The organism is Alsobacter sp. SYSU BS001988 (genome assembly GCF_054796215.1).
In genome coordinates this window covers 73,008-99,242 of sequence record NZ_JBTAMK010000012.1, presented here as the reverse complement: position 1 = coordinate 99,242, position 26,235 = coordinate 73,008, and the positions used below count along the sequence as shown (strand labels likewise).

Genomic DNA, 26,235 nt, shown 5'->3' with positions numbered 1-26,235 from the left:
GGATGGACAGCCGCCGGAGAAGCCCGATGATGATGCCCCCCGATCTCACTCTCGACGAACTCCTGAGCGATCCCCTGGTTCGCTCCCTGATGCGGGCGGACGGCGTCGACGCCCAGGCCCTGGCCCGCGACCTACGCGCCGTCGCCCCGCGCCGCACCCCTCCGGGGCGGAACGAGGCCGCCTGGCGCGGCCTTCGCGCTGTCGCCCAGGATTGCATCCAGTTCAAGGCGGCGCGCGCCGATGCGGCCGACGCCCTGCGCCGGGCGGCCCCGGCCAAGGCCGACCGGCCATGGTGAACTTCTTCATCAGCAGGCCTATCTTCGCCTCCGCCATCGCGGTGGTCATGGTGATGGCCGGCGCCATCTGCTACCTGACCTTGCCGGTCGCGCAATTCCCCGACATCACGCCGCCGCAGGTGGTGGTGAGCGCGCGCTATCCCGGCGCGGGCGCGCAGGTCGTGGCCGATACGGTCACGACCCCGCTCGAGCAGCAGATCAACGGCGTCGAGGGCATGACCTACATGTCCTCGTCGAGCTCCAACGACGGCAGCGCCACGATCACGATCACCTTCGACGTGGGCTACCCGCTGAGCACCGCCGCCGTGGACGTGCAGAACCGGGTGTCGCAGGCCGCCCCGTCCTTGCCGGCGATCGTCAACCAGTCGGGCGTGACCATCAAGAAGCAGAACCCGAACTTCGTCCTGATCGTCAACCTGACCTCGCCCGACAAGTCGGTCGACCCGGTGGCGCTCAGCAACTACGCCTATCTGCAGATCGTCGATCCGCTGAAGCGCCTGCCGGGCGTCGGCGACGTCCAGATCTTCGGCGAACGGCGCTACTCCATGCGCGTGTGGCTGGACCCGGACAAGCTGGCCAATCTCGGCATCGCGGCGACCGACGTCCAGGCCGCCATCGCCGAGCAGAACGTGCAGGTCGCGGCCGGCAAGATCGGGCAGTCGCCCGCGCCGGCCGGCACCGCCTTCGAGATGCAGGTCAACGCCGTCGGCCGTCTCGCCGACCCGGCGCAGTTCGGCGAGATCGTGGTGCGGTCGGACCCCGCCAGCGGCGCCGCCGTGCGCCTGCGCGACGTCGCCCGGATCGAGCTCGGCGCGCTGCAATACGCCTCCAGCGCCTTCTTCGGCGACGACCCCACGGTGGTGCTCGCCGTCTACCAGATGCCCGGCTCCAACGCCCTCGACCTTCAGCAGCGGGTCAAGGACAAGATGGAGGAGCTGTCGGGCCGGTTCCCCAAGGGCGTCGCCTACGCCATGCACTACGACACGACGCGGTTCGTCTCCGCCTCGATGCACGACGTGCTGGTGACCTTGGCCGAGGCGCTCGTGCTGGTGGTCGCGGTCGTGTTCGTCTTCCTGCAGAACTGGCGCACAACCATCATCCCGACCATCGCCATCCCGGTGTCGCTGATCGCCACCCTCGTGGTGATGAAGCTGCTGGGCTTCTCCCTCAACATGCTGAGCCTGCTCGGCATGGTGCTGGCCATCGGCCTCGTCGTCGACGACGCCATCGTGGTGGTGGAGAACGTCGAGCGCCAGCTCGAGGCCGGGCTGAAGCCGCTCGCCGCCACCCGCAAGGCGATGAGCGAGGTCACCGGCCCGATCGTCGCCACCACGGCGGTGCTCATGGCCGTGTTCATCCCGGTCGCCTTCATCCCGGGCGTCGCCGGCCGGCTCTACAACCAGTTCGCCCTGACGGTGGCGATCTCGGTGGGCATCTCGGCCTTCAATTCGCTGACCCTGAGCCCGGCGCTCAGCGCCGCCTTCCTGCGCCATCGCCCGCCGACGGGCTTCGCGCCCTTCCGCTGGTTCAACGCCGGCTTCGACCGCATGTCGCACGCCTACGCCAACGGCGTCCGCGCGCTGGTGCGCTGGCGCTGGGCCATGCTGACGCTGTTCGTCGCCGGCCTCGGCGCCACCTACGCCGTGTGGTCGCGCATCCCGTCGACCTTCCTGCCGGTCGAGGACCAGGGCTATTTCTTCGTCGTCGTGCAGCTGCCCGACGGCGCCTCCCTGGAGCGCACCGACGCGGTCGCCCGCAAGGTCCGCGAGGAGCTGCAGAAGACGCCCGGCGTCGACATCGTCGGCTCGATCAGCGGCCTCAACTTCCTCACCGGCGCGGCGCAGTCCAACTCGGCCGTGGAGTTCGCCATCCTGAAGCCCTGGGACGAGCGCGGCCCGGACCAGAACGCCTCGAAGATCGTCGCATCGGTCCGACCGAAGCTCCTCCAGATCCCCGACGCCTTCGCGCTGAGCTTCGACCCGCCGTCCATCCCTGGCCTGGGCTCGACGGGCGGCTTCGAGTTTCAGGTCCAGGACCTCACGGGGCGCGGCAGCGTGGCCCTGAACGAGGCCACGCAGGCCCTCATCGCCGAGGCGCGCAAGCAGCCCGAGCTCAACCCGCAGCAGATCTTCACCAGCTTCAGCACCTCGACGCCGCAGTTCAACTACGACCTCGACCGCAACAAGGCGAAGATGATGGGGCTCAGCCTGCCCGACATCTTCAACACGCTGCAGATCTATCTCGGATCGCTGTATGTGAACGATTTCAACATGTTCGGTCGGACCTTCCGGGTCACCCTGCAGGCCGACCAGGGCGCCCGCGGCTCGGCCGCGGACATCTCGCGCCTCTATGTCCGCAACGGTTCGGGCGGCATGGTGCCGCTCAGCACGCTCGGATCGCTGAAGCCGGTGGTCGGGCCCGAGACCGTGCCCCACTACAACAACAACCCCTCGGCTTTGATCAATGGCGGCGCCGCGCCCGGCTTCAGCTCCGGCCAGGCCGTCGCCGCCATGCAGCGGGCCGCGGCGACGGCCCTGCCACGCGACTTCGGCTATGAGTGGACGGGCATCACCTTCCAGGAGCTCAAGGCCGGCTCCGTCGCCACCCTCGTGTTCGGGCTCGCGATCGTCTTCGTGTTCCTGATCCTGGCGGCCCAGTACGAGAGCTGGTCGATGCCGTTCATGGTGCTCCTGGCCGTGCCGCTCGCGCTGTTCGGCGCGGTCGGCGCTCTGTGGGTGCGCGGCCTGCAGATCGACGTCTACTCGCAGATCGGCTTCGTCATGCTGATCGGGCTGGCGGCCAAGAACGCGATCCTGATCGTCGAGTTCGCCAAGCGCCGCCGCGAGGAGGGCCTCGACATCGTCGAGGCCGCCATGGAGGCCGCGCGCCTGCGGCTGCGGCCCATCCTGATGACCGCCTTCGCGTTCATCCTGGGCGTGGTTCCGCTGATGCTCGCCACCGGCGCCGGGGCGGCCAGCCGCCAGTCGATCGGCACCACGGTGTTCGGCGGCATGGTGGCGGCCACGATCCTCACCCTGGTCTTCACGCCGGTGTTCTACGCCGTCATCGAGCGCGCCCGCGAACGGGGCGCCGCCGAGCCGGCCGCCCCCCATCCCGCTGCGGCTCCCCACGCCGAAGCGGCCGAATAAAGTCCGGAGATCCCCCCATGCGCATCGTCAAACTGATCCTCGGCGTCGGCGTGGCCGCCGCAGCCGTGGCGGCGCTCACGCCCTCGCTCCGCCAGCGGCTCATGCCGGCGGCCGAGCGTCCCGGCGCCGCCGCCGCCGCGCCGGGCGCCTTCGCCATGCCGGTTCCGGTCGCGGAGGTGACGAGAAAGACGCTCCCGGTCCACCTGGACTATCCGGCCCGGACCGAGGCCATTCGGACCGTCGCCCTGCAGGCGAAGGTCTCGGGATACGTGCTCGAGCAGCTCGCCCCGGACGGCGCCGACGTGAAGGCCGGCGATCTGCTGTACCGGATCGACCCGCGCGACTACGAGGCGGCCCTCGAGCAGGCCAAGGCGCAACTCCAGCGCGACGTCGCCGGGCTGGACTATTCCAAATCGAATCTCGACCGCGGCGAGGAGCTGGCCAAGCGCGGCTTCCTCGCCAAGGACAGCTTCGACCAGCGCACCAGCTCGGTCCGGCAGGGCGAGGCCGTGCTGGCCATCGGCCGCGCCGCCATCCGCACGGCCGAGCTGAACCTGGAGCGCACGTCGATCCGGGCGCCCTTCGCCGGGCGGCTCGGCCGCGACCAGGCGCCCACCGGCGCCCTCGTCAGCGCCGGCGGCGCCCCGCTGAACACGCTGGTCCAGCTCGATCCGATCTATGTCACCTTCAACCCCAGCGAAACCGACCTGGCCGCGCTCCAGAAGGCGCAGGCCTCCGGCGCCGTCGAAGCCGACGTGGTGACGCCCGGCCGCGAGACCGCCGCCCACAAGGGCAAGCTCACCTTCCTCGACAATGTCGTGGACCGGGCGACCGGGACCATCACGGCCCGCGCCACGATCCAGAACGAGGACCGGATGCTGCTGCCCGGCCAATATGTGCGGATCCGTCTGCGGGTGGGCGAGCAGCCCGACGCGCTCCTCGCCCCGCAGGTCGCCGTGGGGTCGAGCCAGCTCGGCAAGTTCGTCTATGTGGTCGGGGAGGGGAACAAGGCCGAGCAGCGGCTCGTGGCGCTCGGCCAGGTCGACGGCGAGAACGTCTCGCTCCTCAAGGGCGTGTCGGCCGGGGACCGCGTCATCGTCGGCAACCTGCAGAAGATCGGCCCTGGCTCGCCCGTCCAGCCGATGCCCGCGCCCGTCAAGGCCGCCTCGGCGATGTGAGGCGGATCGCCTTCAGCGCAGGCCTGGGTCGTCGGGGCCAAGGTCGTCGATGATCAGGTCCGGATCGGTCCGCAGCAGCCCCTGGGCGGTGTCCAGCACGATCGACAGGTGCTGGCGCAGGGTGGCCTCGGCCTCGTCCGGGTCCCGCGCCTTCACGGCCTCCAGGATGGCCCTGTGCTGGGCGATGAGCAGATCGAGCGGCGTCACGTTCGGCAGGCTCAGGAAGCGGATGCGGTCGAACTGGGCCTTCTGCGTCTCGACGATGGACCAGAGGTCGCCATAGCCGAGCGTATTGGCGAAGGTCCGGTGGAAGGCGTCGTCCGCGTCGGTGAACCGTCCGGGATCGCCCTCGGAGGCCTCCTGCTCGGCGATGGCGCGCTCAAGGACGGCGACCGTGTCCTGGGACACGCCCTGCGTCGCCGCCTCGCGGATGATCGCCAGCTCCAGCGCGCTGCGCACGAAGCGGGCCCGCTTGACCGCCCTGAGCGAGATGCGGGTCACGAAGGTCCCGCGCTGCGGCCACACCTCGATGAGTCCGTCGTCAACGAGCCGGACGATCGCCTCGCGGACGGGGGTGCGGCTGGTCATGAAACGCAGCCCGAGCTCCTTCTCGGAGAGCTGCTCGCCTGGGCGCAGGCGCATGCGGATGATGTCCGACCGGACCGTCTCATAGATCGTCACGGCGCCCGCCGGGCCTGAACCGGGCCTGTAGAGCAGAGCCTTGTTCCTCTCCAAGGGACCTCCCGCGATGCTGGCGCCGGCGCGGCGGCATTCTTGACAGCGTGCATCTAGCATACAAGTATGCCGCGACCCTGTCGACGCCGTAGCGTCAAGGTCAAGTCGAGAGCGCAGCCGCAGATTCGCGCCGCAATAAGGGAGGACGATCGATGCCGTCACTGAAGAACCGCGCCAGGATGCTGGCGGCCGCCTCGTGGCTGGCGCTCGCGCCGCTCGCCGTCCCGGCGATGGCGCAGGACGCGGTCCCGACCAGCAGCCCGCGCGTTCAGGCCATCCAGAAATCCGGCGTGCTGCGCGTCGGCGTGCTCGCGAATCCGCCCTGGCTGGTGGAGAACACCACCGGCGGCGGCGAGCAGTGGTCCGGCCCCGGATGGACCCTCGCCAAGGAATACGCCAAGCTTCTCGGCGTGAAGCTGCAGCCCGTGCCGGTCTCGCACGAGACGAAGGTTCCGGTGCTCGCCTCCAACCAGGTCGACATGACGATCTCGCCGCTCTCGGTCACGCCCGAGCGGCTGAAGGTGATCGACTTCATCACCTACGCGTCGACGAGCCTGTGCGTCTTCGGCCGGGCCGACAATCCCAAGGTCGCCAACGCCAAGAGCATCGACGACTTCAACAAGGAAGGCGTCGTGGTGGCCTACTACACCGGCGGCGGCGAGGAGCACTGGGTCAAGACCCGCTTCCCGAACGCCACGCTGCGCGGCGTCTCGACCGCCGGCACGGCCGCGCCCGTCGAGGAGATCATGGCCAAGCGCGCCGACGTGACGCCGATCAACCGCATTCCCTGGGTGGCCCTCAACAAGAAGGTGAAGGGCCTCAAGGCCCTGCCGGACGGCAACAACTGCCAGGACAGCAAGGAGATGGGCACCGACATCGGGTCGGCCATCGACAAGAACCAGCCGGAGTTCCTCGCCTGGCTGAAGAGCGTCGAGGCGCGGATGCAGAAGGATCTGACGGCCGAGGAAACCGCGATGATCGAGAAGATGTGACCCTGGACGGTCAGGACCCCTGATCGACGCTGGGCGGCCATGGATCTGGACTTCTCACCCCTTCTGGACAGCTGGCGCTTCCTGGCGTCCGGCCTCCTGCTGACCATCCTGCTCTCGGTCGCGGCCGTGGCGTGCAGCTTCGCGCTCGGGCTGGCGGTCGGGCTGGGGCGGCTCTACGGGCCCGCATGGCTGCGCATCCCGCTGGTGTTCTACATCGACTCGATGCGCGCCATTCCGGTCTTCGTGGTGCTGGTCTGGATCTATTTCGCCGTTCCCATCCTGACCGGGCACAACTTCGCGCCGTTCTGGGCGGCCCTGACCGGCATCACGATCCACGTCGCCGCCTATGTGGCGGAGATCGTGCGCGCCGGCCTGACTTCGATCCGCAAGGGCCAGACCCAGGCCGCCCTGGCGCTGGGCATGTCGGGTCCGCAGATCCTGCGCGTCATCCTGCTGCCGCAGGCCATCGTGCGCATGCTGCCGGCCTTCGGCTCGATCGTGTCGGTCACCATCAAGGACACGGCCATCGCGGCCGTGATCGCCGTGCCCGAACTGATGCGCCAGGCCGAGACCGTGGCGGGCCAGAGCTACCGGCCCATCGAGATCTTCACGACCGTGATGGTCATCTATTTCGTCCTGATCTTCCCGGTGACGCGCCTCATCGACCGGTTCTACGGCCGCGTCGCGCATCTGGGTCGGTCATGAACCTCGATTGGTCGATCGTCTGGACCAGCCGCTGGCTGCTTCTCGAAGGCGCGCTGGTCACCATCCTGCTGACGGCGCTGACGATGGCGATCTCCGTGCCGGGCGGGATCCTGCTGGCGCTGATGCGCGGCTCGCGCTTCCGGCCGCTGGCCCTGTTCGCCACGGGCTTCGTCGAGCTGTTCCGCAACCTGCCGCTGCTGCTCCTGGTCTACTGGGCGTTCTACGTCATGCCCGTGCTGACCGGGCTCGGCCTCTCGCCCTTCGTGACCGGGCTCGTCGCGCTCTGCCTCAACGTCTCGGCCTACAATTCCGAGACCTTCCGGTCGGGCATCAACTCCATCCGGAAGGGACAGAGCGAGGCGGGGCTGGCGCTCGGCATGAGCAAGGTCCAGGTTTTCCGCGAGATCGTGCTGCCGCAGGCCTGGCGCCGGGTCCTGCCCGTGCTCGCCAGCACCTGGGTGTCGCTGTTCAAGGACACGTCGCTGGTGTCCGTCATCGCCGTCGGCGAACTCGCCCACACCGCCATGCAGATCCGGTCGCAGAGCTTCCGCGTGCTGGAGATGCTGACCGCCATGGCGGGGATCTACTGGCTGATGGGCTATCCGCAGGCCAAGCTCGTGGACTGGATCCACCGCACATACGGAGCGCGGGAATGACCGCCAGCACCCGCAAGAACGCCGACCAGGCCCCGATGCTCGCCTACCGGGACGTGCGCAAGCGCTACGGGACCTTCACGGCGCTGGCCGGGGTGTCCCTGCACGTCAACCCGGGGGAGGTGGTCTGCCTCATCGGCCCGTCCGGCTCGGGCAAGTCGACGCTGCTGCGCTGCTCGAACGGGCTGGAGACCATCGACGGCGGAGAGGTGCTTTTCGAGGGCAAGCCGCTGCCCAAGAGCGACGGCGAGATGCGGCTGGTCCGCCAGCGCATGGGCATGGTGTTCCAGAATTTCGAGCTCTTCCCGCACAAGACGGCGCTGGAGAACGTCGCGACCGGCCTCGTCACCGTGCGCAAGATGAAGGCCGAGGAGGCGAACCGCCGCGCCGAGGCGCTGCTCGCCAAGGTGGGCCTCGCCGACAAGACCGCGAACTATCCCAGCAACCTGTCCGGCGGCCAGCAGCAGCGCGTCGCCATCGCGCGCGCCCTCGCGATGGAGCCGCATGTGATGCTCTTCGACGAGCCCACCTCGGCGCTCGATCCGGAGACGGTGGGCGAGGTCCTCAACGTCATGCGCCAGCTCGCCCGCGAGGGCATGACCATGATCGTGGTCACCCACGAGATGAGCTTCGCCCGCCGGGTGGCCAACTGGGTGGTCGTGTTCGAAAAGGGCGAAGTGCTGGAGGAGGGCCCGCCCTCCCAGATCTTCGACGCCCCGCAAAAGGACCGCACCCGCGACTTCCTCAGCCATCTCGGCTGGGACGGCTGATCCGTTCCGCCCCCGCGGCGCGGCGTCACGCGCGCGGCGTGAAGTCCGGCGACACCGGGAGCGTCATCCTTCCCTCGATCGGCGCGACGGCCGCGCCTCGCGTCGCGATCGCGTGCAGCACGAGCTTCGCGGCGAAGAAGCGGAAGGGCGGGCCGCCGCCATGTCCGTCGCCGCCGAACCTGCCCCCTCCGCCCTTCGGCGGACGATGCGGGCGGGGGCCGCTGATGCGCTCGCGCGTCACCACCGCGAAGGGGGCCGAGGCGGCGAAGAGCAGCCGCGCGCCGGCCCCGTCCCGGCGCAGGATGTCGAACCGCACCGCGGCTCCGCCCGCGCCCATCTCCAGGGCCAGGGCGCCGATCTCCAGGCCTCCGGAGACGTGCACCGGCCAGGGCGCCTCCAGCAGGAGCCCGCAGAACAGCCACGGGCCGCCGTCGTCCCTGGTCCAGAGCCTGCTCAGCCGGGGCTCATGGGCCGCGGGCCGGCTCTCGACCCCCAGCGCCAGGAGCGCCGCCCGATAGGCGTCGTCGCCGAGCGCCTGACCCGCCAGTCGCCCGGCCGGCGAAAGGACGGCGAGATCCTCGGCGAGGGGAGGGGGACGCCGGGCGGGGTGTCCCGCGACGGCGAAGCCGAGGCCGGCGATCAGCTCCTCGGGCGCCGGCCCTCGCCGCGCCGGCGTCTCCGCATCCGGCTCCGCCTGCAGGGCGGCCGGGCGGTCGGCCGAGCCCGTGATCAGCAGGGCAGGGCCGACCGCAGCCGCGAGCCGCAGCCGAAACCCCGTCGCGTCCGCCTCCAGCTCCGCATCCGTCTCGCCCGGCAGGGAGACCGCCTCGCCGAACTCCGCGAGCGGACGTTCGTCGGCGTCGGCGTGCAGGATCACCCGGCCGCGCCATGCGCCCTCCCGCGGCGGCTCGAACGGGCCGACGATGATCAGCCTCGCCAGCAGACGGTCGAGCGCGGCCGGAAGCGCGACATGATCCAGGACGCCGGCGTGGGCGAGAGCGTCCTTGAGGGTCGTGACCATGTCGGCCTCCGCTCGGTCGGGTCCTCGATGTCGCACCGCCGCGCCGTCGCGCGGAGTGATGGAGGGGGAGCGACCGGCTGGAGCGTGGCCGCGCGTCCAGGATCATAGGCCCGCCGAGCCTCAGGCGTGTGAAGGCGTTCACATCGGCCGCGCCTTCGGGGCTCACGGCCTGCGGCGTCCCGGAGCGGGCGGCGAGCTTGCGCTTCCGGACGCAACGCGCGCCGGCCCGTTCGGGCCGGAACCCGGCCGGGGGATTGAAGGTTGTCACGCCCGGATGACGATCGGCTCGCCAGGGCAGGGGCCCGAGACCGGGGTGGGGGACATCATGGAAAACGATCTCGAAGCCCGCATTCGCGAGCGAGCCTACGAGCTTTGGACCCAGGAGGGCCGCCCGCACGGGCGCGAGCGGGACCATTGGGACCAGGCCCGGCGCGAACTCACCACGCCGGGCGGCGACGCGGTCGCGGCGTCCGAAGCGAAGCGGGAATCCGCCGTGGCGGAGCAGGCCGCCGGCCGCGGCCGCAAACGCGCCAAGGCGCCGGGCTCGACGCCGGCCGAGGCGGCCGCCACCGCCAAGTCCAAGCGCTGAACGCCGTCACGGCGCGGGTTCGTCCCCCGGCTTGGCCGGCGCCGCGACGATCTCGAGCGTGGGCTTGCTGAAGGGGAGCAGCGGCACGCTCGCCTCCTCCAGGACGCGCCTGATCTCGTCGCCGCGCCGGTCCAGGACGCCCTGCAGCTCGCGCCGGGCCTCCAGATCGCTGCGCCGCACCCCCATCGCGATCTCGAAGGTGAAGCGCAGCGGCGCGAACCGCGCTCCGTCCGGAATGGCGCTCACCCGAAGGGGAACGCCCGAGCCCCGCGCCGCCGGGCCGGCCAGGGGCCCCCACGCGATGGCCACGTCGACGTCGCCGCGCGCCACCGCCTCGATCAGGCGCTGGGGCGGGGCGTTCTGGCTGTAGTCGCCATAGATCGGATAGCCCACCACATTGCCGATCACGCCAAGCTGCGCGAGGGCATGGGCGGGCGGCGGATTGGCGCCTCCGTCGCCGATGAGGTGGACGCCGATCCTGAGGGTCCTCAGCCGGGGATCTTCGAGCGAGGCGAGGTCGAGCCTGCGGTCCGCCCGCGTCACGAAGACGTAGCTCGAGCGGTAATAGGGCCGCGTCCGCAGCGCCATGTCGAAGCGATGAGCCGGAACGCCGATCACCACGTCGCAGGCCCCCGCCATCAGCGTGTTGCGCAGGAAGCCGCGCCGTTGCGCCCACCACGCGTACTCCAGGGGACGCCCGAGGTCGGCGGCGACGATCCGCGCGATGGCGTTCTCGAAGCCCGAACCGTCCGCATGCGAGAAGGGGAGGTTGTTGGGGTCCGCGCAGACCCTCAAGGAGGGAGTCTGCGCGGCCGGCGCGCCCGCCGAACTCAGGGCGGCGACCCCCAGCGCGACGATCCCCAGGACCAGGGCGGAACGCTTGGCCGGCATGGCGCATCCTCGCGAAGGGCGACGAAGCCGGACGGGCTTCGTCTGCGTCCCGGGCAACGCCGACGGCGCCAGCCGCGTTGCATCATGCGCGCCGTTCGCTCTCGCGCAGCCCCGCGAGGGGTTGCCTGGCCGGCGTCGCTGGGGAGAATGGGCGATCGAGTCTGTCCAGGCGCCCACTGGGCCGACCTTGGACCGCAGACCGCGTCGCCCCCCGGACCGTGTAGCCATGTCAGTCCGCAGCACCACCCTGATCGCCCCGGCCTCGAGCGACGCGGACATCGACGCCGTCCGCGCGCTGTTCGGCGAATACATCGCCAGCCTCGGCGTGGATCTCGCCTTCCAGGGCGTCGAAGCCGAGCTGGCCGGCCTGCCCGGCCCTTACGCCCCGCCGCGCGGCGCGCTGCTGATCGCCCGCACCGGCGAGGGCGAGCCCGTGGGCTGCGTCGGCCTGCGGCCGTTGCGGGAGCAGGGGACCTGCGAGATCAAGCGGCTCTATGTTCGGCCCCAGGCTCGCGGCCAGGATCTCGGCAGGCGCCTGGCGCTGGCCGTCATCGCGGCCGCGCGCGCCGCCGGCTTCGCCCGCATGCGGCTGGACACCCTGGCGCCCATGCGCTCCGCCCAGGCGCTCTACGCCTCGCTGGGTTTCCAGCCCACGCCCGCCTATTACGACAATCCGCTGCCCGGGACCCAATACATGGCGCTGGATCTGGACGGGGCGCTCCAGTCCTCGTAAGTCCGGGGCGACCCGGAGGCAGCCTCGCACCATCGCCTTCGCCACACGGAACACGCCATGAGCCGCCTCGTCTTCGTCCTGAACGGTCCCAACCTGAACCTGCTCGGAAAGCGCCAGCCGCACATTTACGGGCATGAAACCCTGGCCGACGTCGAAGCCGAGTGCCGCGCCCTGGCCGCGGAGCTGCGGCTCGACATCGCCTTCCGCCAGAGCAACCGCGAATACGAGATCATCGACTGGATCCACGAGGCGCGCGAGACGGCGGTCGGCATCGTCATCAACCCGGCCGCCTTCACCCACACCTCGGTGGCGATCCTGGACGCCCTGAACGCCTTCGAGGGGCCGGTGATCGAAGTGCACATTTCCAACGTGCATAAGCGCGAGGCCTTCCGGCATCATTCCTATGTGTCGCTGCGCGCCGACGGCGTGATCGCCGGCCTGGGCACGCAGGGCTACCTGCTCGGGCTCCAGCGCATCGCCCGGCTCACCGCCGACGAGCCAGCGTGACGCGTCGCCATGATTGACGGCGCCACGATCCTGATCGCCCATATCGGCTATCCGACGACGACCTTCAAATCGCCGCTGATCTACAATCCCTATTTCGAGAGCATCGGCCTCAACGCCGTCGTGGTCCCGATGGGGGTGAAGGCGCAGGACTATGCGGCCTTCCTGCCCCACATCTTCCGTCTCACCAATATCCGCGGGGCGCTGATCACGATGCCCCACAAGGTCGCCACGCTGGACCTCGTGGACGAGGTGTCGACCACGGCCAGGATCGCCGGATCCTGCAACGCCGTCCTGCTGCGGCCCGACGGCACGCTGCTCGCCGACATGTTCGACGGCGAAGGCTTCGTGCGCGGCGTGCGGCGCAAGGGCCGCGAGCTCGCGGGCGCCCGCGCCCTCGTGGTCGGGAGCGGCGGCGTCGGCTCGGCCATCGCGGCCTCGCTGGCGGGGGCGGGCGTGGCCGCGCTCGGGGTCTTCGACGTCCATGCGCCCTCGGCCGAAGCCCTGGCGGCGCGCCTGCGCGCGCATCATCCCACGCTCGCCCTGCATGTCGGGTCGAGGGATCCCGCCGGTTACGACGTGGTGGTGAACGCCACGCCCATCGGCATGAACGACGGCGATCCGCTGCCCATGGACGTGGACCGCATCGCGCCAGGCGCCTTCGTGGGCGAAGTCGTGCTGAAGCAGGAGTTCACGCCCTTCCTGCAGGCCGCCAGGGCCAAGGGCTGCGCGGTTCAGGTCGGGACCGACATGCTGTTTGAACAGATCCCGGCCTATCTGGAGTTCTTCGGCTTCCCCACCACGACGGCCGACGAGCTGCGTCGGATCGCCCGGCTCGGCTAGCGCCGGCGAGGGCGCGTCCGTCTCGCCGCGTGCGCGCCTGAGGCGGCTGGCCCATGATGCTACTCTTTACAACCCGGAGTGGCCGCGAGCTGCGATGCTCGGAAAATCGTTTAAGATCAAAGTATAAGCCGCTGGATGTGGACTCCTCCAGGCTTTGTGAAATCCTCTCGGCATAAAAAACGAGCACCGGGGGGAAGAAATGTTCATCCAGCGGCAGAAGGATGCTGAAAGTACAACCTATACGGGTACTTTCGAACTCAAGGCCGGTTATCTCGGCGCCGCCGCGGAGTCCGTCGCGACGATCACGGACGGCGCGGGCAAGCTTGTCGGCTCCTGCGCGCTGGGCGGAAGCATCGTCGTGCCGCAAGGGGACCACTACACCGTCACGGTGAAGACCGGCGGCGTGGACAGGTCCGAAGCGCTGGCGGTCGGCGTGTCGGTGTTGGCCATCGGCCAATCCAACATGCAGTTCTGGTCCGGGGGAGGCAGCGCGCGTCCCATGGAGGACGGGACCTACGAACTCGGCGCCACGGGCAAGTCGCTGGCGGTCTCCGTCTTCACCGACACTCTCAAAAGCCTGCTCGGCGGCGTTCCGATCGGCTTCGTCCAGTCGGCCGTCGCAGGATCCGGGCTTCTTGCCTCCCCGCCGGCCTCCGGCCAGCCGCCCAAGGACTATTGGACCAGCTTCGCCAAGGGCGGCCTCTACGAGAGCGCGCTCGACGATCTCAAGCGGGCCTCGGGCGGCCGCGCCGAGGTCGTGCTCTGGAACCAGGGCGAGACCGATATCCGCAACGACAAGAGCTACGCCGAGTACAAGGCCGGGCTTGGCGCTCTCATGGACCGGCTGAAATCCGACATCGGGCCCTTCGACTCCGTGCTGATGGGGATCGGCGACAACAGGATCTCCCGCGCCGACCGCGCCGAATGGGCGGCCGTCGACCAGGCCAAGAAGGACTGGGCCGCCGAGCAGAGGGCGGCCGGCGCGAAAAGCTCCTACATGGACACGCCGGCGCTGATGCCGACCCGGGAGGACGACGTCCACTACGACAAGGTCGTGTATTCCTGGATCGCCTACGGGGCCGCGCGGGAGGCCGCCGCCCTGATCCTGGGCCAGCCCGCGTCGAGCCTTCCGGATCTGAGGACGGCCGGCGCGGCCGGCGACGACGTCCTGTCGGCCCAGCCGGGCGCCGAGGCTTATTTGTTCGGCGCGGGCGGCGCCGATCAGCTCCGGGGCGGCGACGGCGACGACATCCTGATCGGCGGCGACGGCGACGACACGATCCTGGGCGGCCTCGGGAACGACGGGCTCTCCGGCGACGCCGGCGACGACGTGCTGGCCGGCATGGCGGGCGACGACGACCTCTATGGCGGCGCGGGCTCGGACGTCCTGTCCGGGGGCGCCGGGGCCGACGCCCTGGACGGCGGCTCGGGCGACGACACGCTCGACGGCGGGGCCGGGAACGACACTCTCATCGGCGGCTCGGGCGCCGACAGCCTGAGCGGCGGCGACGGCGACGATCGCTTCTTCAATGCGGATGGACGCGAAACGATCGACGGCGGCGACGGCGTCGACACCCTCGACCTGAACGCGTCGGGCGACGCCTGGATCCTGGATCTCACGGTCGTGCGGCAGGCCGGCGGGCTGACGCTTCGGGGCGTCGAGAACGTCTCGGGCGGGCGACGCGCGGACGTGGTGAGCGGCACGGACGAGGTCAACATCCTCGCCGGCATGGACGGCGACGACGTCCTGTTCGGCCGCGGCGGCGATGACCGCTTGTCGGGAGGGCGGGGCTCGGACACGCTGGACGGCGGCGCAGGCGACGACGTGATCGACGGGGGCGGGGGGCTCGACGTCCTCCTGGGCGGGGACGGGAACGACCTGCTCGTCGGCGAGATGGGGGGCGACCGCTATGACGGCGGCGCCGGGGTCGACATGCTGGACCTGCACGTCGCGCTCCGCTCCGCGTCGGTCGACCTCAGGGCCGAACTGCAGGCGGACGGATCGAGGATCGCCGGCGTCGAGAACGTGTCCGGCACGAACGCCGACGACAGGCTGGTGGGCTCGAACGGGGCCAACCTGCTGAAGGGCGGCTCCGGGGACGACACTCTCGAGGGAGGCGCCGGGGCGGACACGCTGACCGGAGGGCTGGGCGCGGACGTCTTCGCCTTCAAGGACCGGTCCGGAAACGACGTCGTCACGGATTTCGCCATGACGGGCGACCAGCACGACGTGCTTCAGTTCGACCGATCGCAGGTCGCCGACTGGCAGACCCTGCTGTCCCACGCGAGGCAGGTCGGGACCTCGGTCCAGATCTCGCTCCCGACGGGCGATGTGATCACGCTCCAGAACGCCAGGCTGGCGAATTTCACGCCGGACGACGTGCGATTCCAGGGCGGCAGGGGCATGTTCATCCAGCGCGACAAGCTGGCCGACGGCTCCGGCTATGCGGGGACCTTCACCCTCAAGGCCGGCTATCTCGGCGCCAGGCCGGGATTGTCGACCGCGACCATCACGGACGCGAACGGCAGAACCGTCGGCTCGTGCGAGGTCGGCGGATCGATCCAGGTCCCCCAGGGCGACCACTACGAGATCGCCGTGCGCACCGGCGGAAGCGTGCAGACCGAGCCGCTGGCCGTGGGCGTCTCGGTGTTGGCGATCGGCCAGTCCAACATGTATGGCTGGGTCTACGGCCCTTCGGCCAGGGCCATGGAGGACGGAACCTATCTCCTCAACTCCGGCGGGCCGCACGCCGGGTCGACGGCCTTCACCGCCTTCCTGCGGGAGCGCCTCGGCGATGTCCCGATCGGCTACACCAGCGGCGCCGTCGGCGGCACGCCCTTGCTGGATCCGCAGAACGGCAAGGATTACTGGTCCAGCTTCGCCAAGGGCGGCCTCTATGACGACGCGATGGGCGCGCTGAAGGCCACGACCAAGGGGCGGGCCGAGATCGTCCTGTGGAACCAGGGCGAGGCGGACACCACGTTCGATCGCACCTACGCCGAATACAAGCAGGGCCTGGATGCGCTGATGACCCGGCTCGGGGCCGACATCGGCGCCTTCCAGACGCTCATCATGGGCACCCCTCCCAACAACCTCTACGCCGGACCGGGCCAGAAGCACTACAAGTCGGGCCTGGAGGTGGAGCAGGCCAAGAAGGACTGGGTCAAGGAGCACTCCGACGAGGCCGCCTTCATGGCGACGCCCGGCTATCTCGGCCACCGCGACGGGCTGCACTTCAACGGCGCGGGCTATGCCTGGATGGCGTACGGGGCCGCGATCGAGACCGCGGCGATGCTGCTCGACAAGCCCGCGTCCGAGATGCTGGACGAGCGCAAGCTCGGCACCGACGCCGGCGATGCGGTGACCACGCAGGCCGGCCAGCGCAGCCTCTATTTCGGCGGTCTCGGCGCCGACTCCATCGAGGGCGGCGCGCTCGACGACGTCCTCATCGGCGGCGCGGGGAACGACGTCGTGACCGGCATGGGCGGCGACGACGCCCTGGAGGGCGAGACCGGCGAGGACACCCTGTCGGGAATGGAGGGCGACGACGATCTGTGGGGCGGCGCCGACGGCGATCGGCTCCTGGGCGGGGCCGGCGACGACATGCTCGATGGCGGCAAGGGCGACGACACGATGGAAGGCGGGGCCGGCGACGACCTCTTCCTGGTGGATTCCCTGCAGGACGTCGTCATCGAGAACGCCGGCGAGGGGATCGACGAGATCTACTCCCAGTTCACCTACGCGCTGCCCGCCCATGTCGAGAACCTCACGCTCGGCCTCGCCGCCAACGCCGACGGGACCGGCAACGCCCTGGCCAATCTGATGACCGGAAACATGGGCGCGAACCGGCTCTCGGGCGAAGCCGGCGACGACACCCTGATCGGCGCGAGCGGGGCCGACACCCTGGTCGGCGGCGCGGGACGCGACCTCCTCGAGGGCGGCGTCGGCGCCGACGTCTTCGTGTTCCAGGCGGGCTTCGGCGCGGACGTGATCAAGGACTTCGACCAGGTCGGCGACGACATGCTGGAGTTCTCCACGGCCGCCTTCGCTGACTGGACCGCGGTCTGGGCCGCGACGAGGCAGGTGGGCGCCGATCTGGCGATCGCCAGGTCCGCCACGGACGTGATCACCCTCAAGAACGTCGCCCTGTCGAGCTTCACGGCCGACGACGTCCGCTTCGTCTCCTGACGCCCCGCCCGGCGCGCCCGCCCCGGGCGAGCTCGTCCTGACCCTGTCGGCGGTCGGATCGGTTCGACCGTCGAAGGGCAGGCGACGCGCGCGCCAAGGTCATGCAGGTCGCCCCCCGGGGCGGCCGGCTTCGACGCGCGCAGCGAGGAGCGCGACGCCAGTCTGTCGGACGTCCAGCGCCGGCGCTCCGCCCTGGCGCGGTCGCCGCCCCATCCCGACCCCGTGCGACGCACAGCATTGGGCCTGCTCCGAAAGCGTCCTGGAGAGGAAATTCGGGTTATCGGAAGTCAATCCCTTCGCGGTCCACGAATAGCCGCCAACAGGTCTTCCCTCCCGGCACGGACGGCTCGCATCACCAGTTCGCGCCATTCCTCTGGGGTTGCGGGCTCCGCCAACCCAAATCCCGAGGTGGGGAAATTTGTGGGGAACGTTGGGACCACGACTGACTACCTGAGGCACTGCCTCGAATTTGCGGTGTGATCTGGCGGAAGGGGTGGGATTCGAACCCACGGTGAACTTGCGCCCACGGCGGTTTTCAAGACCGCTGCCTTAAACCACTCGGCCACCCTTCCCGCGTTCCGGCTTGGCCGGCGGGCGGTCATCCATGCCGCGTCCGGGCCGGGAAGGCAAGATGGCGTGAACGGCGGGGCGCGCGCTGAAACCGGGAGGCTCCGGCGTCCGTACCATCCGTCGCGCGTCCTGGAGCGCGCGGCTGCACGGGAGGACGAGATGCGGGCATCGAAGGGGCTGGCCGCCATGGCGGCAGGCCTGGCGGCGATCGCGGCGGGGACCACGGACGCGTCCGCCGAAAAGCTGAGCGGGCCGGATCTGCAGCGCGCCGTGTCGGGCAAGCGCATCTTCCTCGCGGCGCCGCTGGGAGGCGAGTTCCCGCTCAACTACCGGCCCGACGGGCGCGTCGACGGGTCGGGCGACGCGGTGGGCCTCGGCCGCTTCATGAAGCCCAGCGACAGCGGAACCTGGTGGGTCGCGGGCGAGAAGCTCTGCCAGCAATGGCGCACCTGGTACGACGGGCGCGTCTTCTGCTTCACCATCGCCCGCAGCGGCCCCAACCGGCTGGCCTGGGTGCGCGACGACGGGACCAGCGGGGTCGCGCGCGTCGGCGAGTGATGTGGCGGCCGCGACACGCCGTCCGGCTTTCCGCCGGGTGAGCGCGCTTCGGCCGCAACCAACACATTTCCGCCTTGATCGGCCGCCGAATTGGTGGCGTCTTTCGGACTGGATCGTGGCGAAGCGTCAGCGTCGCGTTAACCGTCGCCTTGCCGATGACGTCAGGATTAACCGGACGTTCATGGGATCCCGGCAGACATGTCGGGTGCGGGCGACGGGTGCGCTCGCAGCCGGCCTGCCGTGAGACACGGCGGAAAGCGTCGCAAAAAGGTGAGCAGATGGGACTGAACCGGATTTCAACCGACCCAGCCGTCGCGTTCGAATCGTCGTCCCGTCTCCCTGTCCTCCTGTCGTCATCCGCTTCGTTCCAGTCGGTCCCCCGTGGGTCGGCGCTGTCGCGCGGCGCGCGCATCGGCGCCGCGATCGCGATCGGCCTCGTGGCGGCCAACTGCTCGTCCTCTCCGACGCGCGTCGCCCGCGGCGGCGGCGTCGATCCGAAATACGGAGTCAGCGCCAGCCCACGCGTGGTGGCCGACGGCCAGCCGGTGCCCAAGGGCGGCGGCCGCGAACTCGTCGGCAAGCCCTATGTGGTGGCCGGGCGGCTCTATACGCCGCGCGAGATCCCCAACTATTCCAGCGTCGGCACAGCCTCCTGGTACGGCTCGGCCTTCCATGGCCGGCTCACCGCCAATGGCGAGGTGTTCGACCGCAACTCGATCTCCGCCGCCCATCCGACGCTGCCGCTGCCCAGCTATATCCGCGTCACCAACATGGACAACGGCTACTCGATGATCGCCCGCGTCAATGATCGCGGGCCCTATCACGGCAACCGTCTCATCGATGTGAGCCAGCGCGTCGCCGAGTCGCTGCGCTTCAAGCACATCGGCACCGCCCGGGTGCGGGTGGACTATGTCGGGCGGGCGGCGCTGTCGGGCAGCGACGACGAGCGGCTCTACGCCACGCTGCGCAACGACGGCCTGCCGGCGCAGCTGCGCGGCTCCGCCACCCTGGTGGCGAGCGCCGAGCCGGCCTACGCGCCGCAGCCCATCCTCGCCGCCCGGCAGGCGCCCGCCGCGCCGGCTCAGGAGCCGGAGGACGACTCCGCCCAGGAGGCCGCCGCCCCGGTCCAGCCCTCCCGCGCGATCGCCGCGCCCCGCACGGCGCAGCCGGCCGCATCCTCGCCCGTCGTCGCGGCCTTGCCACTTGGGCGCCCGGCGCCCGGCGTGCCGCTGCCTCCCGACCGCCCCTTCGACCTCGGCACGATCCCGAACGCCGCCCGGCCCGTGGCGGCTCCCGTTCGCCGCACGGCCCAGACCGCCGGCGCGGTGACGGCCGGCCTGTTCTATGCGCAGGCCGAGCCCATGGCCTCGTCCTTCCGCAAGGACGACCCGATGGGCCGCCTCATCCAGCAGAACTTCGCGCCGCTGCGCGCCGGCGCCCAGTTCTGACCTGACCCGAGCCGATCCGCCACTGGGCGGGACAAACCTGTCAGCCGCCGTTGATTTCGCCGGTTCGCCCGCCCATTCTGCGGAGCGGGACCAAGGATGGCGGCGATGCGGTGGATTTCCTTCAGCGATTCGGGTGACGGGCCTTCGAAGGGCCGCGCCGGCCGGGCCTCGCCATGGCGGGCCGGGATCGCGGCCGCGCTCTGCGCGCTGCTGGCCCTCGCCGGCGCCGCGGTCCCTGACAAGGCGGCTCGGGCGCAGCAGCAGGGCGGCGGCGCCCAGCAGGGCTTCCAGACCTCCGCGCCCTACGCCATCCTGATGGACTTCGAGAGCGGCGCGGTGCTCTACGAGAAGGCCGCGGACGAGCTCATGGTGCCGGCCAGCATGGCCAAGCTCATGACCATCGAGCTGCTGTTCAAGGCCCTGGCCGAGGGCAAGGTCAAGCCGGACGACGAGTTCCTGATCTCCGAGAGCGCCTGGCGGCGGGGCGGCGGCCCCTCGGGGGGATCGTCGATGTTCGCCGCGCTGAACAGCCGGGTGAAGATCTCCGACCTGATTCCCGGAATCGCCGTGCAGTCCGGCAACGACGCTGCGATCGCGGTCGCCGAGGGGCTGGCCGGCAGCGAGGGAGCGTTCGCCTCCCGCATGACGGCCCGGGCGCGCGAGCTCGGGATGACGAAGTCGACCTTCACAAACGCCACCGGCCTACCCGATCCGGACCAGCGGGTGACCGCGCGCGAACTCGCGATCCTGGCCCACCACATCATCAAGACCTATCCGGAGCAGTACAAGGTGTTCGCCCTGCGCGAATTCACCTGGAACAAGATCCGCCAGCAGAACCGCAACCCGCTGCTGACGCTGGATGTCGGCGCCGACGGGCTGAAAACCGGCAATGTCGGCGAATCGGGCTTCGGTCTGGTCGGCTCCGCCGTGCAGAACGGCCAGCGGCTGATCGTGGTCGTCAACGGGCTGAAGACCTCCAAGGACCGGTCGGAGGAGTCGCGGCGGATTCTCAACTGGGGGTTCCGCTCCTTCGAGGCCAAGGAGGTCTTCCCGGCCGGCGCCGCCGTCGGCGAAGCCAAGGTGTTCGGCGGCCAGCCCGGCTCGGTGAGGCTGGTCGCCAACGGGCCCGTGAAGGTGCTGACGCCCCGGGGCAGCACGGAGCGCCTCAGCGGCCGCATCGTCTACCAGGGCCCGCTGCGCCCGCCCGTGAAGGCCGGGCAGGAGATCGGCCGCATGCGCATCATGCGCGGCGAGACGCAGGTCCTGGACCTTCCGGTCTATGCGGACGAGGCCTCCGAGCCCGGGTCGCTGACCAAGCGCGCCATGGACGCCGCGACCGAGTTCGCCGTCGGCGTCGTGCGCAACAAGTTCCAGAAGTCCGGGTCGTGAGCCAGGCGCGCGGGCGCGGCCGCTTCATCACGCTGGAAGGCGGGGAGGGGACGGGCAAGTCGACCCAGGCCGCCCGGCTGGTTTCGGCCCTGGCCCAGAGGGGCGTCGACGCCATCGCCACCCGCGAGCCCGGCGGCTCGCCGCGGGCCGAGGAGATCCGCGCCGTCATCCTGTCGGGCTCGGCCGAGCGGCTGGCCCCCGTGGCCGAGGCGCTGCTGTTCGCCGCCGCGCGGGCCGACCATGTCGCGAAGACGATCCGGCCGGCCCTGGAGCGCGGGACATGGGTCGTCTGCGACCGCTTCGCCGACTCCACCCGCGCCTATCAGGGCGCGCTGGGCGGACTCGACGACGCGACGCTGGGCGCGCTGGAGCGCATCGCCGTCGGCGACGCCAGGCCCGACCTGACGCTCGTGCTGGACCTGCCCGCCGCCGCCGGCCTGGCGCGGGCGGCCCGCCGGCGAGGGACGGGCGAGGTCGACCGCTTCGAGCAGGAATCGCTGGCCTTCCACGAGCGGCTGCGGCAAGCCTTCCTGGAGATCGCCAGCCGCGATCCGCAACGCTGCGCCATCGTCGACGCCAGCCTCGATCCGGACGCCGTGACGGCGTCCCTGATGGGCGTCGTCGACGCGCGGCTGGTCGCGCCGCACAAGGCCAGGGAGCGCGCGAGCTAGATGGCGCAGGACCAGGACGCCCCGGAAGCCGATCGGCTGGACGGCGCGCCGCATCCGCGGATGACGTCGGCGCTGGTCGGGCAGTCGGCGGCCGAGACCGCCTTTCTGGACGCCTACAGGGGAGGGCGGTTCCCCCACGCCTGGATCCTGGGCGGGCCGGAGGGCGTCGGAAAGGCAACCTTCGCCTACCGCGCCGCCCGCTTCGTCCTCGCGCACCCGGACCAGCGCTCCCCCGCCCTGACGCAGGCGCGGGACCTCGCCACCCCGCCCGACAGCGCGGTCGCGCGCCGCGTGGCGGCGCTGGCCCACACCAGCCTGTTCGTGGTCCGCCGGCAATGGAACCTGGAGAAGAAGTCCATGCCGTCGCAGATCCCGGTGGATCTGGTGCGCAAGGCGGTGTCGTTCTTCGGCTCGACCGCCGGGGAGGGCGGCTGGCGCGTCTGCATCGTCGACTGCGCCGAGGACCTCAACATTCCTGGCGCCAACGCGCTTCTCAAAATCGTTGAGGAACCGCCGCCCAAGTCCTTGTTTCTCATCGTGTCGCACATGCCTGGCCGGCTGCTTCCGACGATTCGGTCGCGGTGTCGGCTGCTGCGTTTCCGCACTCTGCGGCCCGACGATATCGGGCGGGCTGTCCGGTCGGCGCCCGTGGACGACGGCGAGGCGCCGGACGCCGCGCTCGTCGACCGGGCGGCCGCGCTGGCCGACGGTTCGGTGCGGGGCGCCTACAAGCTGATGGACGAGGGACTGCTCGCCATCGTCGAGCATGTCCGAGCCGCCCTGGACCGCTTGCCGGCGCTGGACTGGAAGGACGCCCACGCCATCGCCGAGGGGCTGGCCGGCAAGGCCAACGACGCGGCCTATGAGACGGCGATGGAGACGATCTTCGCGTGGCTGGGCGAGCAGACCGCGGCCCGGGCCGGGGAGGGCGCCCGCCGCCTTGCACCCCTGGCGGAGGTATGGGACAAGGTGGCGCGCTCGGTGCGAGAGACGGACACCTATAATCTGGACCGCCGGGCGCTTGTCCTGACCCTATTCTCGGACCTCTCGGACGCGCTCCGGGCGTCGCGCGCGGCCTGAGGCTCCGTTTTGTGAGAGACCGAGGCCGTCATGGCTGAAAAGCCGAGCTATTACATCACCACTGCGATTTCCTATCCCAACGGCGCTCCGCATATCGGGCACGCCTATGAGCTGATCGCCACCGACGCGATCGCGCGCTTCAAGCGCCTCGACGGCTTCGACGTCTTCTTCCTCACCGGCACCGACGAGCACGGGCAGAAGATGCTGCAGACGGCGGCGCGCGAGGGAGTCACCGCCCAGGAGCTGGCCGACCGCAACGCCGCGGTCTTCCGCGCCATGGCGGCCGCGCTGAACGCCTCCAACGACGACTTCATCCGCACCACCGAGGAGCGCCATCATCGCGCCTGCCAGGAGATCTGGAAGCGGATGCAGGCCAAGGGGGACATCTATCTCGCCTCCTACGCGGGCTGGTACTCGGTGCGGGACGAAGCCTATTACGCCGAGAGCGAGACCAGCGTCGGCGCGGACCAGGTCCGGCGCGGCCCCTCCGGCGCGCCCGTGGAGTGGGTGGAGGAGGAGAGCTATTTCTTCCGTCTCTCCGCCTATCAGGACCGTCTGCTGGCGCTCTACGACCAGCAGCCCGCCTTCATCTCCCCGGAGGAGCGGCGCAACGAGATCGCCAGCTTCGTCCGCGGCGGCCTCAAGGACCTCTCGGTCAGCCGCACCGCCTTCGACTGGGGCATCCCGGTGCCGGGCGACCCCAAGCACGTCATGTATGTCTGGGTCGACGCGCTGACCAACTACGTCACCGCGACCGGCTATCCGCACGACACGCCGCGGGCGCATTTCTGGCCGGCGGACGTGCACGTCATCGGCAAGGACATCGTCCGCTTCCACACGGTCTACTGGCCGGCCTTCCTGATGTCGGCCGACTGGCCCCTGCCCAAGCGCGTCTTCGGCCACGGCTTCCTGTTCAATCGCGGGGAGAAGATGTCGAAGTCGGTCGGCAACGTGATCGACCCGTTCACGCTGGCCGAGCATTACGGCGTGGACCAGCTGCGCTACTTCTTCCTGCGGGAGGTGCCGTTCGGGCAGGACGGCAATTATTCGCACGAGGCGATCGTCGGCCGCATCAACGCCGACCTCGCCAATGACCTGGGCAACCTGGCGCAGCGTTCGCTGTCCATGGTCGCCAAGAACCTCGACGGCGTCGTGCCGACGCCCGGTCCGCTGACGCCCGCCGACGCCGCCATCCTGGCCGCCGCGGACGACCTGCCGCGGCGGGCGCGCGACGCCATGGAGAACCTCGCCCTTCACAGCATGCTGGCCGAGATCTGGCGCGTGGTGGGCGACGCCAACCGCTACTTCGCCAGCGAAGAGCCCTGGGTGAAGCGCAAGACCGACCCGGAGCGTTTCGCGACGGTGCTCTACGTCACCGCCGAGGCGCTGCGCGCCATCGCCATCATGGCCCAGCCGGTGATCCCGCAGGCCGCCGGCAAGCTGCTGGACCTGCTTGGCTCTCCGGCGCAGGCCCGCGATTTCGCCCAGGTCGGGGAGGGGGCCCGGATCGTGCCGGGAACGGTCCTGCCGGCGCCCTCGCCCATCTTCCCGCGTTATGTAGAACCTGAATGAACGGCTATAAGGCCTTGAAACGTCTCTCGTGTTAGACAATCCCATGCTTGTCGACAGCCATTGCCACCTGGACTTCCCGGACTTCGCGCCCGAGCTCGACGACGTCGTGGCGCGGGCCCGTGCGGCGGGCGTCGGCGCGATGCTGACCATCTCGACCCGGGTCGCGAAGGCGCAGGCGTACCGCGCCCTGGCGGAGCGCTATGCGGACGTGTTCTTCACCATCGGCACGCATCCGCATCAGGCCGCCGAGGAGCCGGACGTCTCGGCGGACGAACTCGTCGCGCTGGCGGCGCATCCGCGCTGCGTCGGCGTCGGCGAGGCCGGGCTCGACTACCACTACGGCTACAGTCCGAAGGACGTGTCCGAGCGCGTGTTCCGCACCCACATCGCGGCGGCGCGCGCCACCGGGCTTCCGCTCGTGATCCATGCGCGAGACGCCGACGAGGACATGATCCGCATCCTGGAGGACGAGACCGGGCAGGGCGCCTTCAAGGCGGTTCTCCACTGCTTCTCGTCCGGGCCGGAGCTGGCCCGCGCCGGCCTCCGGCTGGGGCTCTTCGTCTCCTTCTCGGGCATCCTCACCTTCAACCGCTCCGAAGAGATCCGGGCCATCGCCGCCGAGGTCCCGATGGACCGGCTGCTGGTGGAGACGGACGCGCCCTATCTGGCGCCGCCGCCGCATCGCGGAAAGCGCAACGAGCCGGCCTATGTGGTCCACACCAACGCCGTGCTCGCCAGGGTCAAGGGCGTGAGCCCCGAGTCCATGGCCCAGGCCACGACGGACAACTTCTTCCGGCTCTTCGACAAGGCCGTGCGTCCGGCGCGGGCCAGCGCCGCATGACGGTCCGGATCACCATCCTGGGATGCGGCTCGTCTGGCGGCGTGCCGCGGGTCGGCGGCGGCTGGGGCAAATGCGACCCGGCCAATCCGCGGAACCGCCGCCGGCGCTGCTCGATCCTGGTCGAGCGGACCGGCCGCGACGGCGTCACGAGCGTTCTGGTCGACACGTCGCCGGACGCGCGCGAGCAGTTGCTCTCCGCCGACGTCCGCCACCTCGACGCGCTGCTCTACACTCATGACCACGCCGACCACACGCATGGCATCGACGACGTCCGGCCGCTGGTCATCCACATGCGCCGGGTGCTGCCGGCCTTCATGGACCAGACGACCTCCGACCTGATGCGCCACCGGTTCTCGTACTGCTTCGCGTCGCCGCCGGGCAGCGACTATCCGCCGATCCTGCGCGAATTCCGGATCACGCCCGGCCATCCGGTGGTGGTGGACGGCGCCGGCGGCGCGCTCAAGGCGCTGCCGATCCCGGTGCATCACGGCCCGAACTACGACGCGCTCGGATTCCGCTTCGGCGCCGTGGCCTATACGCCTGACGTCAATGCGATTCCCGAAGCCAGCCTGCCGCTGCTCGAGGGCCTCGACCTGTGGATCGTGGACGCGCTGCGGCCGACGCCGCATCCAACGCATTTCTCGTTGCCCGAGGCGCTCGACTGGATCGCCCGCATGAAGCCGCGGCGCGCGGTGGTCACCAATCTGCACACCGACCTCGACTACGAGGCGCTTCGCCGCGATCTGCCGGCCGGCGTGGAGCCGGCCTATGACGGCATGGTGCTGGAGGCCTGACCGATCCTGCGGCTTCGGCCCGGTCCCGGAGTCCATTTAGGTTCCATAATATATCTTATGCGAA

The 26,235-nt window shown here is 70.3% G+C and carries 23 protein-coding genes and 1 tRNA gene; 20 read left to right on the top strand and 4 right to left on the bottom strand.

The features are described from left to right. Positions 1–26: 26 nt before the first annotated feature. The 3 genes from ACYVO7_RS19120 to ACYVO7_RS19110 are packed head-to-tail and all read left to right on the top strand — an operon-like array spanning position 27 to position 4,623. Positions 27–296, top strand: a complete 270-nt coding sequence (locus tag ACYVO7_RS19120; protein WP_460451403.1) for a hypothetical protein — start codon at positions 27–29, stop codon at positions 294–296. Then, entirely contained in the window at positions 290–3,445 is a 3,156-nt protein-coding gene (locus ACYVO7_RS19115) for an efflux RND transporter permease subunit (protein WP_460451402.1), read from the top strand. The genes ACYVO7_RS19120 and ACYVO7_RS19115 overlap by 7 nt, the downstream gene beginning before the upstream one ends. Positions 3,446–3,462: 17 nt before the next feature. Further along, a complete protein-coding gene (locus ACYVO7_RS19110) occupies positions 3,463–4,623 on the top strand; it encodes an efflux RND transporter periplasmic adaptor subunit (RefSeq protein ID WP_460451401.1) in 1,161 nt (386 codons plus the stop codon). Positions 4,624–4,635: 12 nt separating this feature from the next. Here the strand turns inward: ACYVO7_RS19110 and ACYVO7_RS19105 are convergent, their stop codons facing one another. Next, complete coding sequence (locus ACYVO7_RS19105) at positions 4,636–5,358, bottom strand: GntR family transcriptional regulator (RefSeq protein ID WP_460451400.1); 723 nt, start codon at positions 5,356–5,358, stop codon at positions 4,636–4,638. Between the two features lie 152 nt (positions 5,359–5,510). Here ACYVO7_RS19105 and ACYVO7_RS19100 point away from each other — a divergent pair, with 152 nt between their 5' ends. Genes ACYVO7_RS19100 through ACYVO7_RS19085 form a run of 4 tightly spaced genes read left to right on the top strand, consistent with a single transcriptional unit; the run spans position 5,511 to position 8,478 of the window. Next, positions 5,511–6,350 carry a substrate-binding periplasmic protein gene (locus tag ACYVO7_RS19100; protein ID WP_460451399.1) on the top strand — a complete coding sequence of 280 codons (840 nt, stop codon included), beginning with the start codon at positions 5,511–5,513 and terminating at the stop codon, positions 6,348–6,350. 39 nt (positions 6,351–6,389) lie between these two features. After that, positions 6,390–7,055, top strand: a complete 666-nt coding sequence (locus ACYVO7_RS19095; RefSeq protein WP_460451398.1) for an amino acid ABC transporter permease — start codon at positions 6,390–6,392, stop codon at positions 7,053–7,055. Next, positions 7,052–7,711, top strand: a complete 660-nt coding sequence (locus ACYVO7_RS19090) for an amino acid ABC transporter permease (RefSeq protein ID WP_460451397.1) — start codon at positions 7,052–7,054, stop codon at positions 7,709–7,711. Before ACYVO7_RS19095 ends, ACYVO7_RS19090 begins: the two co-directional genes overlap by 4 nt. A gap of 35 nt (positions 7,712–7,746) precedes the next feature. Continuing rightward, positions 7,747–8,478, top strand: a complete 732-nt coding sequence (locus ACYVO7_RS19085; RefSeq protein WP_460451444.1) for an amino acid ABC transporter ATP-binding protein — start codon at positions 7,747–7,749, stop codon at positions 8,476–8,478. 25 nt (positions 8,479–8,503) lie between these two features. Here ACYVO7_RS19085 and ACYVO7_RS19080 read toward each other — a convergent pair whose 3' ends face one another. Next, entirely contained in the window at positions 8,504–9,499 is a 996-nt protein-coding gene (locus ACYVO7_RS19080) for a hypothetical protein (protein WP_460451396.1), read from the bottom strand. A 325-nt stretch (positions 9,500–9,824) separates the two neighbouring features. On the opposite strand from ACYVO7_RS19080, the gene ACYVO7_RS19075 reads away from it, so the two are divergent. Further along, positions 9,825–10,088, top strand: coding sequence for a DUF2934 domain-containing protein (locus ACYVO7_RS19075; protein WP_460451395.1), 264 nt, complete (start codon positions 9,825–9,827; stop codon positions 10,086–10,088). 6 nt (positions 10,089–10,094) lie between these two features. On the opposite strand, the gene ACYVO7_RS19070 is transcribed toward ACYVO7_RS19075, so the two are convergent. Next, positions 10,095–10,979, bottom strand: coding sequence for a substrate-binding domain-containing protein (locus ACYVO7_RS19070; protein ID WP_460451394.1), 885 nt, complete (start codon positions 10,977–10,979; stop codon positions 10,095–10,097). Between the two features lie 226 nt (positions 10,980–11,205). Between ACYVO7_RS19070 and ACYVO7_RS19065 the strand changes: the two genes are divergently transcribed. The 4 genes from ACYVO7_RS19065 to ACYVO7_RS19050 all read left to right on the top strand — a co-directional run bounded on the left by ACYVO7_RS19065 (position 11,206) and on the right by ACYVO7_RS19050 (position 17,248). Next, complete coding sequence (locus ACYVO7_RS19065; protein WP_460451393.1) at positions 11,206–11,712, top strand: GNAT family N-acetyltransferase; 507 nt, start codon at positions 11,206–11,208, stop codon at positions 11,710–11,712. Positions 11,713–11,769: 57 nt separating this feature from the next. Next, positions 11,770–12,219: a type II 3-dehydroquinate dehydratase gene (aroQ, locus tag ACYVO7_RS19060; RefSeq protein WP_460451392.1), complete on the top strand. Its 450-nt coding sequence runs from the start codon at positions 11,770–11,772 to the stop codon at positions 12,217–12,219. A gap of 9 nt (positions 12,220–12,228) precedes the next feature. Then, positions 12,229–13,059, top strand: a complete 831-nt coding sequence (locus ACYVO7_RS19055) for a shikimate dehydrogenase family protein (RefSeq protein WP_460451391.1) — start codon at positions 12,229–12,231, stop codon at positions 13,057–13,059. A gap of 199 nt (positions 13,060–13,258) precedes the next feature. Further along, positions 13,259–17,248 (top strand): sialate O-acetylesterase, encoded by a 3,990-nt coding sequence (locus ACYVO7_RS19050; RefSeq protein ID WP_460451390.1) that lies wholly within the window; start codon positions 13,259–13,261, stop codon positions 17,246–17,248. Between the two features lie 482 nt (positions 17,249–17,730). Here the strand turns inward: ACYVO7_RS19050 and ACYVO7_RS19045 are convergent. Beyond that, a tRNA-Ser gene (locus ACYVO7_RS19045) sits at positions 17,731–17,820 on the bottom strand. Between the two features lie 157 nt (positions 17,821–17,977). On the opposite strand from ACYVO7_RS19045, the gene ACYVO7_RS19040 reads away from it, so the two are divergent. The 8 genes from ACYVO7_RS19040 to ACYVO7_RS19005 all read left to right on the top strand — a co-directional run bounded on the left by ACYVO7_RS19040 (position 17,978) and on the right by ACYVO7_RS19005 (position 26,171). After that, positions 17,978–18,376 carry a hypothetical protein gene (locus tag ACYVO7_RS19040; RefSeq protein WP_460451389.1) on the top strand — a complete coding sequence of 133 codons (399 nt, stop codon included), beginning with the start codon at positions 17,978–17,980 and terminating at the stop codon, positions 18,374–18,376. 278 nt (positions 18,377–18,654) lie between these two features. Beyond that, a complete protein-coding gene (locus ACYVO7_RS19035; RefSeq protein ID WP_460451388.1) occupies positions 18,655–19,824 on the top strand; it encodes a septal ring lytic transglycosylase RlpA family protein in 1,170 nt (389 codons plus the stop codon). Positions 19,825–19,929: 105 nt separating this feature from the next. After that, on the top strand, positions 19,930–21,213 hold the full coding sequence (locus ACYVO7_RS19030) for a D-alanyl-D-alanine carboxypeptidase family protein (protein WP_460451387.1): 1,284 nt from the start codon (positions 19,930–19,932) through the stop codon (positions 21,211–21,213). Further along, positions 21,210–21,884, top strand: coding sequence for a dTMP kinase (tmk, locus tag ACYVO7_RS19025; RefSeq protein WP_460451386.1), 675 nt, complete (start codon positions 21,210–21,212; stop codon positions 21,882–21,884). Before ACYVO7_RS19030 ends, tmk begins: the two co-directional genes overlap by 4 nt. After that, positions 21,885–22,964 (top strand): DNA polymerase III subunit delta', encoded by a 1,080-nt coding sequence (locus ACYVO7_RS19020; RefSeq protein WP_460451385.1) that lies wholly within the window; start codon positions 21,885–21,887, stop codon positions 22,962–22,964. A gap of 30 nt (positions 22,965–22,994) precedes the next feature. Continuing rightward, the gene (gene metG / locus ACYVO7_RS19015; protein ID WP_460451384.1) at positions 22,995–24,536 is read left to right on the top strand and encodes a methionine--tRNA ligase; all 1,542 of its coding nucleotides are present in this window, start codon (positions 22,995–22,997) and stop codon (positions 24,534–24,536) included. 43 nt (positions 24,537–24,579) lie between these two features. Then, the gene (locus ACYVO7_RS19010) at positions 24,580–25,377 is read left to right on the top strand and encodes a TatD family hydrolase (RefSeq protein WP_460451383.1); all 798 of its coding nucleotides are present in this window, start codon (positions 24,580–24,582) and stop codon (positions 25,375–25,377) included. After that, entirely contained in the window at positions 25,374–26,171 is a 798-nt protein-coding gene (locus tag ACYVO7_RS19005) for an MBL fold metallo-hydrolase (protein WP_460451382.1), read from the top strand. Before ACYVO7_RS19010 ends, ACYVO7_RS19005 begins: the two co-directional genes overlap by 4 nt. The last annotated feature ends 64 nt before the right edge of the window (positions 26,172–26,235 follow it).

Excerpts from the sequence above, each read along its gene's own strand:
- ACYVO7_RS19120 (WP_460451403.1), top strand. The coding sequence starts at position 27 with ATGATGATGCCCCCCGATCTCACTCTCGACGAACTCCTGAGCGATCCC.
- ACYVO7_RS19115 (WP_460451402.1), top strand. The coding sequence starts at position 290 with ATGGTGAACTTCTTCATCAGCAGGCCTATCTTCGCCTCCGCCATCGCG.
- ACYVO7_RS19110 (WP_460451401.1), top strand. The coding sequence starts at position 3,463 with ATGCGCATCGTCAAACTGATCCTCGGCGTCGGCGTGGCCGCCGCAGCC.
- ACYVO7_RS19100 (WP_460451399.1), top strand. The coding sequence starts at position 5,511 with ATGCCGTCACTGAAGAACCGCGCCAGGATGCTGGCGGCCGCCTCGTGG.
- ACYVO7_RS19095 (WP_460451398.1), top strand. The coding sequence starts at position 6,390 with ATGGATCTGGACTTCTCACCCCTTCTGGACAGCTGGCGCTTCCTGGCG.
- ACYVO7_RS19090 (WP_460451397.1), top strand. The coding sequence starts at position 7,052 with ATGAACCTCGATTGGTCGATCGTCTGGACCAGCCGCTGGCTGCTTCTC.
- ACYVO7_RS19085 (WP_460451444.1), top strand. The coding sequence starts at position 7,747 with ATGCTCGCCTACCGGGACGTGCGCAAGCGCTACGGGACCTTCACGGCG.
- ACYVO7_RS19080 (WP_460451396.1), bottom strand. The coding sequence starts at position 9,499 with ATGGTCACGACCCTCAAGGACGCTCTCGCCCACGCCGGCGTCCTGGAT.
- ACYVO7_RS19075 (WP_460451395.1), top strand. The coding sequence starts at position 9,825 with ATGGAAAACGATCTCGAAGCCCGCATTCGCGAGCGAGCCTACGAGCTT.
- ACYVO7_RS19070 (WP_460451394.1), bottom strand. The coding sequence starts at position 10,979 with ATGCCGGCCAAGCGTTCCGCCCTGGTCCTGGGGATCGTCGCGCTGGGG.
- ACYVO7_RS19065 (WP_460451393.1), top strand. The coding sequence starts at position 11,206 with ATGTCAGTCCGCAGCACCACCCTGATCGCCCCGGCCTCGAGCGACGCG.
- aroQ (WP_460451392.1), top strand. The coding sequence starts at position 11,770 with ATGAGCCGCCTCGTCTTCGTCCTGAACGGTCCCAACCTGAACCTGCTC.
- ACYVO7_RS19055 (WP_460451391.1), top strand. The coding sequence starts at position 12,229 with ATGATTGACGGCGCCACGATCCTGATCGCCCATATCGGCTATCCGACG.
- ACYVO7_RS19050 (WP_460451390.1), top strand. The coding sequence starts at position 13,259 with ATGTTCATCCAGCGGCAGAAGGATGCTGAAAGTACAACCTATACGGGT.
- ACYVO7_RS19040 (WP_460451389.1), top strand. The coding sequence starts at position 17,978 with ATGCGGGCATCGAAGGGGCTGGCCGCCATGGCGGCAGGCCTGGCGGCG.
- ACYVO7_RS19035 (WP_460451388.1), top strand. The coding sequence starts at position 18,655 with ATGGGACTGAACCGGATTTCAACCGACCCAGCCGTCGCGTTCGAATCG.
- ACYVO7_RS19030 (WP_460451387.1), top strand. The coding sequence starts at position 19,930 with ATGCGGTGGATTTCCTTCAGCGATTCGGGTGACGGGCCTTCGAAGGGC.
- ACYVO7_RS19020 (WP_460451385.1), top strand. The coding sequence starts at position 21,885 with ATGGCGCAGGACCAGGACGCCCCGGAAGCCGATCGGCTGGACGGCGCG.
- metG (WP_460451384.1), top strand. The coding sequence starts at position 22,995 with ATGGCTGAAAAGCCGAGCTATTACATCACCACTGCGATTTCCTATCCC.
- ACYVO7_RS19010 (WP_460451383.1), top strand. The coding sequence starts at position 24,580 with ATGCTTGTCGACAGCCATTGCCACCTGGACTTCCCGGACTTCGCGCCC.
- ACYVO7_RS19005 (WP_460451382.1), top strand. The coding sequence starts at position 25,374 with ATGACGGTCCGGATCACCATCCTGGGATGCGGCTCGTCTGGCGGCGTG.